At 68.2% G+C, this 15683-nt stretch carries 13 protein-coding genes; 1 reads left to right on the top strand and 12 read right to left on the bottom strand.

Features of this window, described 5'->3' with window-relative positions:
* The first annotated feature begins 16 nt into the window (after window positions 1-16).
* Window positions 17-1216 carry an MFS transporter gene (locus ACZK4S_RS05040; protein ID WP_463643558.1) on the top strand — a complete coding sequence of 400 codons (1200 nt, stop codon included), beginning with the start codon at window positions 17-19 and terminating at the stop codon, window positions 1214-1216.
* A gap of 8 nt (window positions 1217-1224) precedes the next feature.
* On the opposite strand, the gene ACZK4S_RS05035 is transcribed toward ACZK4S_RS05040, so the two are convergent.
* From ACZK4S_RS05035 to ACZK4S_RS04980, 12 genes are all read right to left on the bottom strand, one after another.
* Complete coding sequence (locus tag ACZK4S_RS05035; protein WP_463643557.1) at window positions 1225-2103, bottom strand: class I SAM-dependent methyltransferase; 879 nt, start codon at window positions 2101-2103, stop codon at window positions 1225-1227.
* A gap of 18 nt (window positions 2104-2121) precedes the next feature.
* Window positions 2122-2607, bottom strand: a complete 486-nt coding sequence (locus ACZK4S_RS05030) for an NUDIX hydrolase (RefSeq protein WP_076059634.1) — start codon at window positions 2605-2607, stop codon at window positions 2122-2124.
* A 2-nt stretch (window positions 2608-2609) separates the two neighbouring features.
* Window positions 2610-3731: a class I SAM-dependent methyltransferase gene (locus tag ACZK4S_RS05025; RefSeq protein WP_463643556.1), complete on the bottom strand. Its 1122-nt coding sequence runs from the start codon at window positions 3729-3731 to the stop codon at window positions 2610-2612.
* Window positions 3728-5476, bottom strand: a complete 1749-nt coding sequence (locus tag ACZK4S_RS05020; RefSeq protein WP_463643555.1) for an ABC transporter ATP-binding protein — start codon at window positions 5474-5476, stop codon at window positions 3728-3730. Before ACZK4S_RS05020 ends, ACZK4S_RS05025 begins: the two co-directional genes overlap by 4 nt.
* A gap of 2 nt (window positions 5477-5478) precedes the next feature.
* Complete coding sequence (locus ACZK4S_RS05015; protein WP_076059640.1) at window positions 5479-6453, bottom strand: ABC transporter permease; 975 nt, start codon at window positions 6451-6453, stop codon at window positions 5479-5481.
* Window positions 6454-6468: 15 nt separating this feature from the next.
* Entirely contained in the window at window positions 6469-7989 is a 1521-nt protein-coding gene (locus tag ACZK4S_RS05010) for an ABC transporter permease (RefSeq protein ID WP_076059642.1), read from the bottom strand.
* 169 nt (window positions 7990-8158) lie between these two features.
* Window positions 8159-10063: an ABC transporter substrate-binding protein gene (locus ACZK4S_RS05005; RefSeq protein WP_076059644.1), complete on the bottom strand. Its 1905-nt coding sequence runs from the start codon at window positions 10061-10063 to the stop codon at window positions 8159-8161.
* 189 nt (window positions 10064-10252) lie between these two features.
* Window positions 10253-11317 (bottom strand): tRNA (adenosine(37)-N6)-threonylcarbamoyltransferase complex transferase subunit TsaD, encoded by a 1065-nt coding sequence (gene tsaD, locus ACZK4S_RS05000; RefSeq protein WP_463643554.1) that lies wholly within the window; start codon window positions 11315-11317, stop codon window positions 10253-10255.
* Window positions 11310-11798 carry a GNAT family N-acetyltransferase gene (locus ACZK4S_RS04995; protein ID WP_463643553.1) on the bottom strand — a complete coding sequence of 163 codons (489 nt, stop codon included), beginning with the start codon at window positions 11796-11798 and terminating at the stop codon, window positions 11310-11312. The genes tsaD and ACZK4S_RS04995 overlap by 8 nt, the downstream gene beginning before the upstream one ends.
* Window positions 11795-12469 carry a tRNA (adenosine(37)-N6)-threonylcarbamoyltransferase complex dimerization subunit type 1 TsaB gene (gene tsaB / locus ACZK4S_RS04990; protein WP_463643552.1) on the bottom strand — a complete coding sequence of 225 codons (675 nt, stop codon included), beginning with the start codon at window positions 12467-12469 and terminating at the stop codon, window positions 11795-11797. The genes ACZK4S_RS04995 and tsaB overlap by 4 nt, the downstream gene beginning before the upstream one ends.
* A complete protein-coding gene (gene tsaE, locus ACZK4S_RS04985; RefSeq protein WP_463643551.1) occupies window positions 12466-13383 on the bottom strand; it encodes a tRNA (adenosine(37)-N6)-threonylcarbamoyltransferase complex ATPase subunit type 1 TsaE in 918 nt (305 codons plus the stop codon). The genes tsaB and tsaE overlap by 4 nt, the downstream gene beginning before the upstream one ends.
* Before the next feature lie 19 nt (window positions 13384-13402).
* The gene (locus ACZK4S_RS04980) at window positions 13403-15532 is read right to left on the bottom strand and encodes a DEAD/DEAH box helicase (RefSeq protein WP_463643550.1); all 2130 of its coding nucleotides are present in this window, start codon (window positions 15530-15532) and stop codon (window positions 13403-13405) included.
* Between the last annotated feature and the right edge of the window lie 151 nt (window positions 15533-15683).

Below are 15683 nucleotides of genomic sequence, written 5' to 3'. Positions count from 1 at the left end.
CGCTACCATCGGGCGCATGACAACCGTCCGAACGATCCCGCAGGTGGACCGGAAAGCACGCTTCGCGGTCAACGCCATGTTCTTCACCAACGGCGCGATCGTGGCCAACGTGCTGCCCCGCTACCCCGAGATCAAGGCGGCGTTGGGCCTGGGCAACACTGTCTACGGCTTCGCGGTGGCCGCCATGCCGGTGGGCGCCATCGTGGCGGGGTTGACGGCTGCCTGGTTCATCCGACGCTTCACCTCCGCCCGCGTGGCGACCTACGGCACCATGCTCGCGAGCCTCTTCGTGCTGGCGGCCGGGGTGTCGCCGTCGCTGGCGCTGTTCGCCGGGGCCCTGTTCGCCGTCGGCGCCGCTGACGCCATCATCGACGTGGCCCAGAACGCGCACGGGCTGCGCGTGCAGCGGCGCTACGGCTCGTCGATCATCAACTCGTTCCACGCCTTCTGGTCCATGGGTGCCGTGGCGGGAGGGATGATGGCCGCGGCCGCGATCGCGCTGCGGCTCCCGCTCGCGGTGCACCTGAGCATCTCCGCGGTGCTCTTCACCGTCGTCGCCGTCGTGGCGCAGCGCAACGCCCTGCCCGGTCACGACGGTGACGAGCGCGCCGTCGCCGACCCCCACGAGGTCGCCGACAAGGGCCGACGCGGCATCAGCCCGCGCATCATCGCGCTGCTGGGCGCCCTTTCGCTGATCTCGATCTCCGGCAGCGTCGTGGAGGATCTCGGCAACTCGTGGGCCACCCTCTACCTCCAGACGCTGGGCGCCCCGGCCGCTCTCGCCGCCTTCGGTTTCGTGTCATTGGTGGGTGCCCAGTTCGTGGGCCGGATCCTGGGAGATCGCCTGGTCGATCACTGGGGTGAGCGCGCCGTCGCCCGCTTCGGAGGTTTGCTGATCGCCGTGGGCATGGGCCTCGCCCTCGCCTGGCCGAGCGTGCCCGGCACGGTGCTGGGCTTCGCCGCGGCCGGCTTCGGCTGCGCCACGTTCGTGCCCGCCGCCATGCACGCCGGAGACAACCTGCCGGGCCTCCGCGCGGGCACCGGGCTCACGATCGTCTCGTGGCTGCTGCGCGTGGGCTTCCTGGTGTCGCCGCCCATCGTGGGCGCGGTGGCGGACAACGTCTCGCTGCGGATGGGTCTCCTGATCGTCCCGGTGGCAGGCATCTTCGTGGTGTTCCTGTCAGCGGTGCTGCAGGGGCGCAGACTCGCGCGCTGAGCCCGGGGCTACCTGCGGGCCGTGATGGTGTACGTCAACGGCACCAGGAACCTCTGGTGTTCGGGCAGTTCATACGAGCCACCGTCCGCGGTCAACGTCATCTGCGGCAACGCGTCCCAGGGGAGGGTCTGTCCCTCGTCCATCCCCGTGATGGTCAGCCCGGCCCCAATGAGGGCGCTGACGATCTCCGAGAGGGAATGCGGCCAGTCATAGGTGCGCACGTTGGTGAGCTTGTCGTCGCTGCCGTAAGTCTCCTCGTCGTCCCACACCTCGGAGGTGCCGTCGGCCATGCCGCGGTACCGGACGACGAGTTCGCCGTCGGTGCGTTCGTCGTCCAGGGAGAACATGACGGGGTGCCCGTCGCGGATGTAGAACGTGCCGCCGGGCCGCAGGAGCTTGGCGATGCCGGCCGCCCAGGCATCGAGGTCGCGGAACCAGGTCACGGTGCCGATGGAGGTGTAGATGACGTCGAAGCTGCCCGGCACGTTGTCGCCGGCGTGCTGCACATCGGTCTCGACGAAGGTGCCCGGAGTGCCGGAGGCGGCGAAGAGCCGACGCGCCGCCTCGAGGCTGGCCGGTGAGAAATCTGCGCCCGCGACGCGCGCGCCCAGCCGGGCCAGCGACAGGGTGTCCGTGCCGATGTGGCACTGGAGGTGCAGCAGGTCGAGGCCTTCGAGCGGTCTGGCGGCCAGCGGGTCACGGCCGAGGGCCCGCGCCAGGGGTGCCCGGTCGTCGGTCACCACGCTGGAGATCTGCTCAGGGTCTTCGGCGTAGCGAGACACCTCGTAGGACCCCGCCTCGTGGAGCGTGGCCCGCTCGTCCCAGTTCGCACGGTTGGCCTCGCGGACGTCGTCGTCCGTCACCTGCTGGTCACCGAGTTTGCCCATGGCGGTGAGCTTAGGCGCTCAACGGGCGCCGCGCGACACCTTCCAGCCGACGCTGTGCCCACCGTCGTAGGGGATGACGCCGTGGAACTGGGGCCCGTCGTCGAAGACGAGCGGGAGGAAATGGCGGTCGCCGTCCCACATGGGCAGCTCCATCATGGTGGCCACGTCATGCCAGCCCAGGTCACCCTCGACGTTGCTGTCCGGGATGCTTCCGGTGAAACCGGTGATGAGGAACACGAAGCCGAACACGTCGCGGCCGTTGAAGCCCGGCCACGCCACCGTGCCGCGCAGCTCCATCTCCGTGACCTCGATGTTGGCCTCTTCCCGCAACTCGCGGCGCATCGCCTCTGCGACGTCCTCGCCGCGCTCCACCTTGCCGCCCAGGCCGTTGTACTTGCCCAGTTGCTCGTCGTGCGACCTGGCCACCCGGTGGCAGAGCAGCACCTGCGTGCGATCGGGCGAGGTGACGTAGCCGAGCGTGGTCAACTCTGGGGCGAAGGGCATGGCTAGATTCTCCTACAGACCAACGCGCGCGTGCCCTCGCTCGTGCGCGAGAGGATGAGGGTCGCCTGATTGGGCCCCTTCGGCTTCAGCTGTTTCCGCAGCACCGCCGGGTCCACTTCAATGCCGCGCTTCTTGATCTCCAGCGTGCCCACGGCGTGGTCACGAACCCAGGCACGCAGCCGCTTGAGGTCGTAGTCGAGCACTTGCACCACCTCGAAACACGTGGCGAACGGCGACTCCACAGCTTGGTCAGAAGACAGGTACGCGAGGTGCGGATCGAGCAGCCAGAGGTCGAGGGCAGGTTCGACGGCGTCCATCAGCCCGGCACGAATCACCGCGCCGTCGGGCTCGATGAGGTACCGGCCGACGGGCCGCACCGGCAGGTCACGCCGGGCCTGCGGGCCCAGTTCATGCACGTCCCGCGACGTCAGCACCACAGCACGCGGTTCCCTCGGGAAGCCATTCCACAGCGATGCCTCCACCACGTCACTGCGGTGGCTCACGAAACAGGGCTGCACGTCGCCCGGGATCAGTTCCTTGGGCACTCCCGGGCCGAGCTTCACGCAGGCGAACCGCTCCCCCGCCAGGTGCGCGAGCACGAAGTCCCACGACGGCGTGAAATCGGCGACATGCCAGGTTCGGCCCCGCGCGGTTCGCCGGGCAGGGTCGAGGAACACGGCCGCCCCCGCAGGCACGTCGACGTCCTCAGCGGCTGCGACGATGACCTCGCCGCCGCCCACCAGATCGAGGTTGTGCCGGGCCACGGCCGCGGTCTCGGGGTCCAGTTCCACGGCGACGACGCGCAGCCCCGCGGCCGCGAACGCCATCGCGTCCGCGCCAATTCCGCAGCCCAGGTCCCACACCTCCGTGACGCCCGCTGCCACGAAGCGCTCGGCCCTCCAGCGCGCAACTGGTTCGCGGGAGGCCTGCTCCAGCCCGGTCGGAGTGAACAACATCTCCGACGCCCGGGAGAACTTCGCCACGCCCTTACGCCGCAACGCCGCCTGGGTGAGCGCCCAGGCGACCTCGTCGGCCGTGAAACGAGCACGAAGCCGCTCCCCCGCCTTCAGCGACGAGGGATCGGCTTCGTGCATCGCCGCGTCGAGTGCGGCCGTGCGCGTCACTTCTCGAAGTCGAGTTCCCGGGCGTCGAACTCCACGATCTCGTCGCCGAGTTCCTTCAGCAACGCGTGGCGGGCGGCGCGACGATCGCGCTGCTCGAGGGGGTCCGGAACGGGCGCTGCGGCGAGGAGTCGCTTGGTGTACTCCTCCTGCGGGTTCAGCAGCACCTGCTCGCGGCTCCCGGCCTCGACGATCTTGCCGTACTGCATCACGACGACGCGGTGCGCCAGCGAGTCGATGACGGCGAGGTCGTGCGAGATGAACAGGCACGCGAAGCCGAATTCCTTCTGCAGCGTGGTGAACATCGCCAGCACCGAGGCCTGCACCGACACGTCGAGCGCCGAGGTGGGCTCGTCCGCGATCAGGAGGTCCGGGTTCAGGGCCAGGGCGCGGGCGATGGACACGCGTTGGCGCTGACCGCCGGAGAGCTCGTGCGGGTAGCGGTTGAACGCGGAGCGCGGCAGCTGGACGGCCTCGAGCAGCTCGTGCACGCGGTTCTCGCGCGACTTGCGGTCGCCCACCTTGTGCACCTCGAGCGGCTCGGAGATCACATCGCCGACGGGGAACCGGGGGTTGAGCGAAGCGGCCGGGTCCTGGAAGATGACGCCGATCCGCTTGCGGAGCCGGCGCAGTTCCTTGCCGTGCAGGGAGAGGAGGTCCTCGCCCAGCACCTGCACCTCGCCCGAATGGGACGGGATGAGCCCCAGCAGCGCCCGGCCGATCGTCGACTTACCAGAGCCGGATTCGCCCACCAGCCCGACGATCTCGCCGCGGCGCACGTCGAACGACACGTCGTCGACGGCGCGGAACGGCTTCTTGCCCGCGCGGTGGTACTCGACGACGAGGTTGCGCACGTCGAGGGCCGCCTCGGCCTCCTCCGCGACCGGGTTGGGCGCCTCGCCGAACTGGCCGGGGCCGTCGCCCAGGTGCGGCACGGCGGCCAGCAGCTTCTTGGTGTACGGGTGTTGCGGGTTGAGGAGCACCTGCTCGACGGGGCCCCGCTCCACGATGTTGCCCTTGAACATCACGGCCACGTTGTCGGCCATGTCCGCCACGACGCCCATGTTGTGCGTGATGAGCAGGATGCCGGTGTTGAGCTTGTCCTTCAGCGAGCGCAGCAGGTCGAGGATCTCGGCCTGCACCGTCACGTCGAGGGCTGTGGTGGGTTCGTCGGCGACGATGACCTCGGGGTCACAGGCCAGCGCCATGGCGATCACGACGCGCTGGCGCATACCGCCTGAGAGTTCATGGGGGAACTGGTTCACGCGCCGCTCGGCGCCGGGGATGCCGACGGCCTTGAGCAGGTCGATGGCCCGGTTCCACGCCTGGCGCCCGTAGGCGACACCGTGCACCTCCATCGACTCGATGAGCTGGTCACCGATCTTGATGACGGGGTTGAGCGCCGTCATGGGCTCCTGGAACACCATCGCGACGCTCTTGCCGCGCACCTTGCGCAGCTCGCGGGGGCTGAGGTGGTTGATGGTCTTGTCGCCGACGCGGGTCTCACCCTGGATGCGGGCGGTCTTCGGCAGCAGGCCGAGCGCAGTCGTGGCGGAGACGGACTTGCCGGAGCCGGACTCGCCGACCAGCGCCATCACTTCGCCGGGCTCCACCGAGAGGGTGAGGCCCTTGACGGCGTGGACGGTGCCGAACTCGGTGCGGAACCGCACGTCGAGTTCGTCGAACTTCAGCACCGGGTTCTCGCCGGTGAACCGCGGGCCGCTGTACTGGTTGTCAGTTGTCGTCATGATCAGTCCATCTGCTGGCGGGGATCGAAGGCATCGCGCAGGCCGTCACCGATGAAGTTGACGCACAGCGCGATGATGAGGATGAAGATGCCGGGCCACCAGAACAGCCACGGCCGGGTGGTCAGGGCGTTCTGGAACTCGCTGACCAGCAGACCGAGCGAGGTGTTGGGCGCCTTGACGCCGAACCCGAGGAACGACAGCGCCGTCTCCAGCAGGATCGCCGACGAGATGAGCAGGGTTGCGTTGACGACGATGGTGCCCAGCGCGTTGGGGAGGATGTGGCGCACGATGATGCGCGGCGCAGACGTGCCGACGGCGCGGGCGGCCGCCACGAACTCGCGCTCGCGCAGCGACAGCACCTCACCGCGCACCAGGCGCGCGAGGCCGGTCCAGGAGACCAGTCCCAGCACCAGTGCCAGCAGGGGGATGCTCGATCCGGCCATCCGGCCCAGCACTGCGGCGAGCACCAGGGTGGGGATGATGATGAACAGGTCGGTGACCCGCATGAGCAGGCTTTCGGCGATGCCGCGGTAGTAGCCGGCGATGGCGCCGATGCTGGTGCCGATGAAGGTGGCCAGCAGGCCCACCATGAAGGCGATGAACAGCGACTGCTGGGCGCCCTTCATGACCAGAGCGAAGTAGTCCTTGCCGATGGTGTTCTGCCCGAACGGGTGCTCACCGATCTGGAAGGGCCACAACTGCAGCGTCGGCTGCCCGCTGTTGACCGGCGGGTAGGCGTTGATGAAGTCCTTGTCCCACCATCCGGGCAGGGGTCCCACGCCGATGGACGTGAACGCCAACAGGATGAGGAGGATCAGGACGGTCAGGGCGACCATGGCGCCCTTGTGCCTGAAGAAGCGCCTGCGAACCAGCTGGCCCTGCGAGTACGACTTCGTGTTGCTGGTTTCGACGTCGTCCTCGATGGAGAAGGCGTCGCCCTCTATTTGCAGAGGGGTGCGGTTCGGATCCTGAGTCATGATTCGTCAATCTCCTTAGCGCGCGATCCGCGGGTCGAGGAAGGCATAGGCAATGTCCGCCAGCATGTTCATCAGCACGGCTGCCGTGCCGGTGACCAGGAAGAAGGCCATGACGGGTGCCGGGTCAACCTGGTTGAGGCCGACGTTGAACAACTGGCCCATGCCCTGCCAGCCGAACACCGTCTCGGTGATGACCGCGCCGCCGATCAGGCCGGCGAAGTCGAACGCGACGATCGTGGCGAGCGGGATCAGCGAGTTGCGGAACGCGTGGCGGGTGATCACCTTGCGCTCCGAGATGCCCTTGGAACGGGCGGTGCGGATGTAGTCCTGGTTGAGCACGTCCAGCATCGACGCGCGGGTGTAACGGGTGTAGGCCGCGATCGAGATCAGGGTCAGCACCACCGTCGGCAGCGCGATGTGCGTCAGCGAGTCGATGGCGTGGTTCCAGAACGTCGAATCGTAGTTGGGGGTCTCCGAGCCGATGGTGGGCACGGGCCGCGGGATCTCCTTGAGGTACTTGGACCAGTTGCTCAGCAACAGGTCTCCGGCCGCCACCAGCGTGGCGATGAGGGACCAGATGAAGGACGAGATCATCGCCTGCTTGCGGGAGAAGCCTCCCCAGAACCAGCCGCTGATCAGTGCGATGGCCACAGCACCGAGGAAGCACAGCGCCAACAGCAGCCAGGAGGGGTTGGTCATCAGGGTGCCGCGCATCAGCGCGTAGCCGATGATCCCCGCCACTGCGGTGGTGGCCACGGCGTTGCGGACGTTCTTGTTCGCGAAACCGGAGGTCATGCCGACGATCAGGGCGGCCAGCGCCAGCGCGACGATGGCGAAGATGGGCAGGCCGATCGAGGGCCGGCGGAACCAGGTGACGGCGTCGAAGTAGAACAGTGCGCCCGCGAAGACGACGAAGGCGACAGCGAAGTTGATGAGCCGACGCTTCCATTCACCGCCGATGGCGGCCATCAGAACAAATGCCAGTAACGCCGCGATGATCACTATTGACTGTGGACTGAAGCTGGCCTCTTTTATCCAGTTGTTGAACTCGATTGCGGCGTAATGCTTGAGCAGCACGGCGAACCAGAAGACCGGCAGGGAGAAGAACACAAAGGCCATGAAGGTGACGGCGTAGTCGAAGCCCGAGTACTGCCGGATGGCGGTCACGATACCCAGCGTCACACCGATGATGATGGCGAGGATGGTTGCGAAGACGACGAGGCGCAGCGTCGAGCCTGCCGCCGTGACGACCATGGCGTTGACCGACTGGCCCTTGCGGTCCAGCCCGAGGTCGCACTGGCCCACGAGACACTTGGACGCTCCCGAAAGCCAGTCCCAGTAGCGCTCGTACCAGGGCTGGTCCAACCCCATGTAGTTGATGCGCTGCGCGATGAGGTTGGCGCGGTTGGGGGCGTTGGATTCACGTAGGTCTTCGAGCGGGTCGCCGGAGTTGATCGTCAACACGAACAGCAACAGCGAGCCGAGCAGCAGAACGAGGACGGAAATCCCCAAGCGCTTGGCGATGTATCTGATCACAGGTATGCGTTCCTTACAGGTTTCTTGAGCTGAACCCGCGCTTGTCCAACTCTGGCGCTGGCTGAGTCTACGCCACTTGGCATGGTTGGCAACGAAAGGGGGGCAGGTGACTCCGGGAAGTCACCTGCCCCCTGTTCGGTTTCAGCGGCTAGGCACTGACCTCAGGAGGTCAGCTGTTCAGCCACTGCGGCGCGTTCCAGGAAACCTGGTCCTGCGTCGAGGTGGCGCGAACGTTCTGCAGCCCTGCGTCGTAGGCGGCGATGCCGGGGTGGGCGTACAGCGGAATGCCGTGCAGCGTCTCCCAGAGGCCCGTCTCGATCTTCTCGATGGCGGCGAGCTGCTCTTCGCGGTCCAGCGTCTTGGTCAGCTCGGCCCATGCGGCGTCGACGTCCTCGTTGCTGTACTCGCCGTAGTTCTGGCCCTTGCCCGTGGCGTAGATGTTCTCGCCCGAGGTGATCTGGCCGGAACCGGCCCAGGCGAACAGAGCGACTTCGTAGTCACCGTTGGGCAGCGCGACGTCGAAGAAGTCAGCCGCGTTGGTGTCGATGATGTTGAAGCCGGCCTGGTCACAGGAGGCCTTGATGGCGGCGACGGTATCGGTACGGCGCTGGTTACCGGCGCGGTAGCCGATCCGCACGTCCACCGGAGCGGTGACGCCGGAAGCCGCCAGGAGTTCCTTGGACTTCTCGATGTCGACGGTGTCGTACTCGCCACCGTAGGCGGCGTCAACGACACCCTGGTACTCGTCCTGGAAGGGGAAGACCTCGCGGGCGTTCATGAGAACGGTGTCGGGGCTGATCGGCTTGATCAGCTGGTCGACGATCTGCTGACGCGGGACGCAGTAGGCGAAGGCCTGGCGCAGCTCGAGACCACCGTTGGCATCAGCGAAGGCGCTGGTGTCGCGGAAGTTGAAGTCGAGGTGCTCCCACGTCAGGGAGGAGAACTTGTCCACCTTGACGGCGTCGCCGATGGCGTCGAGCTGGCCGACGAGATCGACGGTGCCCTGGGGCTGGATGACCTGAACGTCACCGTTCTGCAGCGACTGCACCTGCTGGGCGTCGTCGATGAAGCGGAAGATGAGGTTCTTCGTGGCGGCGGGGGTACCGAAGTACTCTTCGTTCGCCTCGAGCGTCAGCGACTGACCAGCGGTCCAGCCGCCTTCCTTCAGCTTGTACGGGCCGGAGGAGGGGACGTCAGCCAGATCTGCCGGGAGTTCGCCCGGGTTGTACATCCAGCCGGTGTTCCAGAACTCAGCGGCCTTCTTCACCGTCTCGGCATCGCGGTCGAGCACGGCCTGGGCCAGTGCCTCGGGCGTGAGGCCGGACTTCTCAGCGATGACGTGCGCCGGCAGCGCCGAGCCCACGGTCAGCTTGTAGTCGGGGTAGGGGTTGGTGTACTTGACCGTGAAGGTCTTCGAACCGACCTCGCCCTGCGGGCCCTCGGGCACGTACTGGGCGAAGGAGCTGGAGACGTGCTCGAACACGACCGGAGCCTCGGGGTTCTCGCCGCTGGCGTAGCCGGGGACGAGGAACTCGGGGTTCTGGGCGGCCCAGTCCATCAGGTAGTCGTTGATGGTGACCGGGGTGCCGTCGGACCACACGGCGTCATCGTTGATCGTGTACTCGATCTCCAGCGGATCCTCGGACAGCACCTCGTACGAGCCGAAGTCCTTGTTGTCACAGATGGTGCCATCGGTGCCGAAGTAGATGAAGCTCGAGAACATGTGCGCGGCAACGGCCGAGTTGTACGTCGAGTACGTCTTGTAGGTGATGGAGTTGTAACCGCTCCAGTCGCCGGGGCCTGCGGTGTAGCGGACCTCGCCGTCCTGGGTTTCGGTGATGCCCACGTCCTGGAGGCAGGCCGCGGGGTTCTCACCCTCGGACGCCGAGGGGTCCGTGGACGCCGAGGGATCGGCGCTGGCGGTGTCGTCAGTACCGGGGCTTTCCGAACCCGTGGCCGCGGTGGTTTCGCCGGCCGGCGGGGTTTCGGTCTCGTCGGGGCTGGTGCAAGCGCTCAGCAGCAGCGCGCCGCTCAGCATCACTGCCAGCGAGGCGGATGTTCGCCTGAACTTCATTGATTCTCCTTGTCGTAGGACGACACTCGTGGGCCCCACGCAGTGGGCCCAACTTAGTGTTGGCGACCTTATCGACAATTAAGTGCGTCGTGGAAGAATCACAGGTTCTTTGACACCAGATCGTTACCTTGTTGTGTCTTTGACCCCGCCGTGCTACCGCGGCCCTATTTGAACGAGCACATCCGATTCTCAGACGGAGATGGTCCCGACGGGGAGGCCGGAGTGGGCCGAGATGTCCAGCCCGGACGGTGCGATGCCCGCCCGGATGACCTCGCTGGCCACGGCCGCGATCATCGCGCCGTTGTCGGTGCAGAGGGCCGGCCTGGGCCGACGCAGTTCGATGCCGACGGCGTTGGCGCGCTCCTCGAGCAGCGTGCGCAGGCGCGAGTTGGCCGCCACTCCCCCGCCCAGCAGGATGGTGTCCACGCCGTACTCCTGCGCCGCGGCGACCGCCTTGGCCGTGAGCACGTCGCACACCGCCTCCTGGAACGAGGCGGCGACGTCTGCGACGGGGATCTCCCCACCGTCGAGGCGCCGCTGCTCCACCCAGCGGGCGACCGCTGTCTTGAGGCCGGAGAACGAGAAGTCGTAGCGGTGCTTCTCGAGGTCGTGCCGCGCCGTGAGGCCGCGCGGGAAGCGGATGGCCGTGGGGTTACCCTCCTGCGCGAGTTTGTCGATGACAGGGCCGCCCGGATAGGACAGCCCGAGGATGCGGGCCACCTTGTCGTAGGCCTCACCGGCCGCGTCGTCGATGGTGGCGCCGATCTCCGTGATCTTCGTGGCGATGTCCTCGACGTGCAGCAGCGACGTGTGGCCGCCGGAGACCAGCAGCGCGACGGCGGGCGTGGGCAGCTGGCCGTGGTCCAACAGGTCGACGGCGACGTGGCCGACGAGGTGGTTGACGCCGTAGAGCGGCTTGCCGAGGTAGGCGGCGAGCGCCTTGGCGGACGCCAGCCCGACGACCAGGGCGCCCATCAGGCCCGGGCCTGCGGTGACGGCGATGGCGTCGACGTCGGCGAGCTTGATCCCCGCCTTCTCGGCGGCGCGCTCGATGGTGGGGATCAGCGCGGAAAGATGCGCGCGGCTGGCGACCTCGGGGACGACGCCGCCGAAGCGGACGTGCAGGTCCACCGAGCTGGCGACCTCGTTGGCCAGCAGCGTGCGGCCGCGGACGATGCCGACACCGGTCTCGTCACAGGACGACTCGAGGCCCAGCACCAGCGGGCCCTGAGCGTCGTCGAGGGGTTCAGTCATCGAGTGCCTCCATGTCCCACATGCCGACGGAATCCGCGTCGACGCCTTCCAGTTGCCGCTCCAGGACGAGCGCGTCGCGGTCCGGCGCGTAGTAGCCACGGCGGACGGCCACCTGCCGGAACCCGTAGCCGCGGTACAGAGCGATGGCCGGCACGTTGGTGTGGTCGACCTCCAGCAGCATGCGGCTGGCGCCCTGGGCGATGGCCCACTGCAGGCCGGCGACGAGCATGACCCGGGCGAAGCCGAGCCGCCGCTCTTCCGGTGCCACCACGATGCGGTGCAGGTCGACCACCTCGTCCACGTGCTGGAAACAGGCGACCCCGATGACGTTGCCCGCCGTCTTCCGGGCGATCAGCACGAGCCGGCCGAGGCCGACGAGTTCGTCGTGCCAGGACCGTTCGGACCAGACGCGGCGCTCGAAGTTGGCTTCGAGCGCGAGGATGGCGGGGAGGTCGTCGAGAGTGGCGATGTCGACGTTCATCGGCGCGCTCGCAGGCGCGGAAGCGCAGACTTGGGCTTGCCCGGCACCGTCGCGTCGGCCGGGCGCAGGTAGTAGGGCTCGTCCCCGGCAGGGGCAAGGGTGGCCCAGCGCGCCGCGAGGACGGCCGGGTCCAGCGCCTGCGGGCCCTGGATGTCGAGGAACTCGTGGTACTCCACGGGGACCGCGCCCGCCACCGGCAGTGTGGGAAGTTCCGTGGGGGCGCTCACCTGGGGGTCCCCAGTGCGGGTGCCGTCCGCGTCGTAGGTGGCCCAGTACAACTCCTTGCGCCGGGCGTCGGCGGCGACGATGAAGCCTCCCCCGAGGCGGCCGTCAACGGCCGGCGAGCGGTCCGCGGTTTCAACCCACTGACGTGCGACGACATCGAGCGAACACACCCCGTGCACCGGCTTGTTGCCGGCCAGGGCCAGGGTCCAGGCGGTGGCGATGCCCACCCGGAGCCCAGTGAAGGGCCCGGGACCCATCCCGACGGCGAACTCGTCCACTTCGGTCAGCGCGATGCCGGCCTGCGCACAGACCTCCAGCACCGACGGCATGAGGGCCTCGGCATGGGCACGGGTGTCGTCGACGATCACCCTCGCGACGGGTTCACCGTCGCGGGCGATGCCCACGGCCACCACGTGGCTCGTGTCGATTCCCACGGTCCAGGTCATAGCTGCTCCCTGAGCGGTTCCAGGGCCCCGGCCCAGCGCGGGCCGATGCCGGTGAGGTGAACGGTGCGCTGGTCCGAGTTGAGACCGCGCTCGATGTCGATCTCGAGGCGGGAATCGGCCAGCCATTCGGCCAGGCCCGAGCCCCATTCGACGATGGTGACGGCCTCGGAGAGCGACGCGTCGAGGTCGATGTCGGCGAGCTCCGCGGAACCCCCCAGCCGGTACGCATCGACATGCACCAGGGCCGGGCCCTCACCCGGATGCGGATGGACGCGCGAGATCACGAAAGTGGGAGAGATGATCGGGCCGGTGACGCCTAGGCCCTCTCCGATGCCCTGCGTGAGCGTCGTCTTGCCGGCGCCGAGGTCGCCCGTGGCGACGATGACGTCGCCCTTGCGCAGCAGCCCCGCAAGCCTGCGGCCGAGCGAGTGCATGTCTTCTGCTGTGGGCACGTCGATGATCACGGGCAGTTCCCGGCCCATCATGTGGCCGTTGGGCACGCCCCCCAGCACCTCGAAGCCATGGTCCCGCCACCACTGGACGATCTCCGGGAACTCCTGGCGCGCCACGAGTTCGACGCGACGGGCGCCCAGGTCGACGGCGAGCGTCAGGGCGCTCTGCACCAGCATGCGCGCCAGCCCCTTGCCGGCCCATGCGGGCAGCACGGAGACCCGGCGCAACGTCGCCACGTCGCCGTCGAGCTCGATGAGCAGGCCGGCGACGAGGTGACCCTCATTCACCAGCACGACGCCGGAGCCGACGGTGAGCGCATGCTCGATGTCGGCTACGGCGTCTGTGAGGGCCTCTGCGGGTGGGTCCACCGGGCGGCGGGCCGAGAATGCTGCGCGGATGACCTGCAGCAGTTCGGCGGCGTCGGCCGGTTCGGCCACCCGCACTTCGAGATCAGATGTCATAGCGGGGAAATAGTACGCCTCACCAACGGTTGCGGCTACGGCCTCCGCTGCGGTACCCACCGCGGCCACCGCCACGCGGGCCGTCAGGACGACGACGCGGCTGCTGCTTCGGTGCGATGAGCGCCAGGTAATCAGATTCCTGGATCGGCACACCGCTGACCGGGCGGGCACCGGTGGCATCGCGCAGTTCGGGCGAACCCGGCTCCACGGTGAGGCCCTCGGCCTGTACGCCGGCCTGGCTCAGCAGACGCTGGGCCACCTTGCGCTGGTGCGGAAGCACGATCGTCGCGACGACGCCCTCGTTACCGGCGCGGGCGGTACGCCCGGCGCGGTGGAGGTAGTCCTTCGAGTCGTGCGGCGGATCGACCTGCAGGACGAGCGACACATCGTCGACGTGGATGCCACGGGCCGCGACATCGGTGGCGACCAGGACCGGCACGAGGCCTTCCCGGAACGCCGCCAGGATGCGGGCGCGGGCGCCCTGGGTGAGACCGCCGTGCAGCGAGCCGGCCATGACGCCGGCGTCGCGGAGCTGGGCGGCGATACGGTCCGTGCCCATCTGCGTACGGGCGAACAGCACGGTGCGGCCGTCACGGTTGGCGATCTCCGCGGTGACCTGGTTCTTGTGGTGCGGGCGAACCAGCATGGGGCGGTGCACCATGGTGCTGACCGACGCCTTCTCGGAGTCCACCTCGTGGGTGACCGGGTTGGACAGGTACTTGCGCACCAGCGAACCGACGGCGTTGTCCAGGGTGGCGGAGAACAGCAGACGCTGGCCGCCTTCCGGGGTGGCGTCGAGGATGGTGCGAACTTCGGTGAGGAAGCCCATGTCCGCCATGTGGTCTGCCTCGTCGAGGACGGTGACCTGGACCTGGCTGAGGTCCGCGGCGCCCTGCTCGATGAGGTCGATGAGGCGGCCGGGGGTGGCCACGACGACGTCGACGCCGCGGGCGAAGGCCTTCAGCTGCGGCGCGTAGCTCATGCCACCGGTGATCAGCGTGAGGTCGATGCCGACCTTGGAGGCCAGGGGCGACAGGACGTCGGCGATCTGCAGCGCGAGTTCACGCGTGGGCGTCAGGATGATGGCGCGCGGGGAACCGACGGGGGTACCGGCGGCGAGGCGGCTCAGCATCGGCAGGCCGAAGGCGAGCGTCTTGCCGGAGCCGGTACGGCCACGGCCGAGGACGTCGCGGCCCGCGATCGCGTCGGCGATGGTCGCCTGCTGGATCGGGAAGGGCTCGGTGATGCCCTGCGCGGCCAGCACGCGGACGAGCTGCTCGTGCACACCCAACTCGAGGAAGCCGGACGAGATCTCGCCCTGCACACCCTCGGCCGTGGTGGCCTCCCAGCTCATCTGATCCGCCTCGGCCTCGAACTCTTCAAGGCTGGGGCGCTCCGGACGGTCGAAACCGTTGCGGCGATCGCGGTCGAACGGACGGCGACGATCCTCGTGACCGCGCGGCTCGTGCGTGTGGCGCTGCTCGAACGGCTTGCGGGCCGGACGCTCGCCCCACGAGTCGCTGCGGCGTTCGCGGCGCTCGGGGCCGGCGCCGTTGCGGTCGTCACGGTCGAAGCGGGGGCGACGGTCGTCGCGGTCGAAGCGGTCATTGCGGCCGCGGTCGTCGCGGTCGTCACGACGGGGACGGTCATCGCGCTGGAACGACGGACGGCGGTCATCGCGCTGGAACGACGGACGGCGATCGTCGCGCTCGAAGCGGGGACGACGGTCGTCACGGTCGAAGCGGGGGCCGCGGTCGTCACGGTCGTCGCGACGGGGACGGTCATCGCGCTGGAATGAGGGACGGCGATCGTCGCGCTCAGAACCACGGTCGTCCCGACGACGGTCGTCGCGCTCGAAACGGGGGCGACGGTCGTCACGGTCATCGCGACGGGGACGGTCGCCCCAGTTGCCGGCGGGACGCGAGGTGGCGGGACGGGTGTCGCGACGGGTCTCGTCGTTGCCCTGGCTCTCGCGGTTCTCGGAACCCGGTTCGCGGTCTGCGAACTGGAGCGCGCGGCGCTGCTTGCGGTTCAGAGGTGCGGAATCATCGCGACGGTCGGTGCGGCCGACGCCACGACGCTGAGGATTGAGGCCCTTGGTGGCGCGCTTGTCAGCGGACCACCGAGCCTTACGGTTCGGTGAAGTCATTGTGTTGTTGCCCTTCGAGGGGTATGCGCTCAGGGAATAGGTCCACCTGAGACTGGACTGCCCGCTCAAATAGGAAATTTGACGCTTGGGCGTCAAGTTGGCGCGATTGGGCGCCGCATCGGGCCTGTCGAGCTTACACCAGATTGGCCGC

It is taken from the genome of Tessaracoccus zhenghani (genome assembly GCF_055326325.1).
The sequence above is the reverse complement of the archived record's forward strand: the minus strand, read 5'-3'. Positions and strand labels throughout refer to the sequence as shown.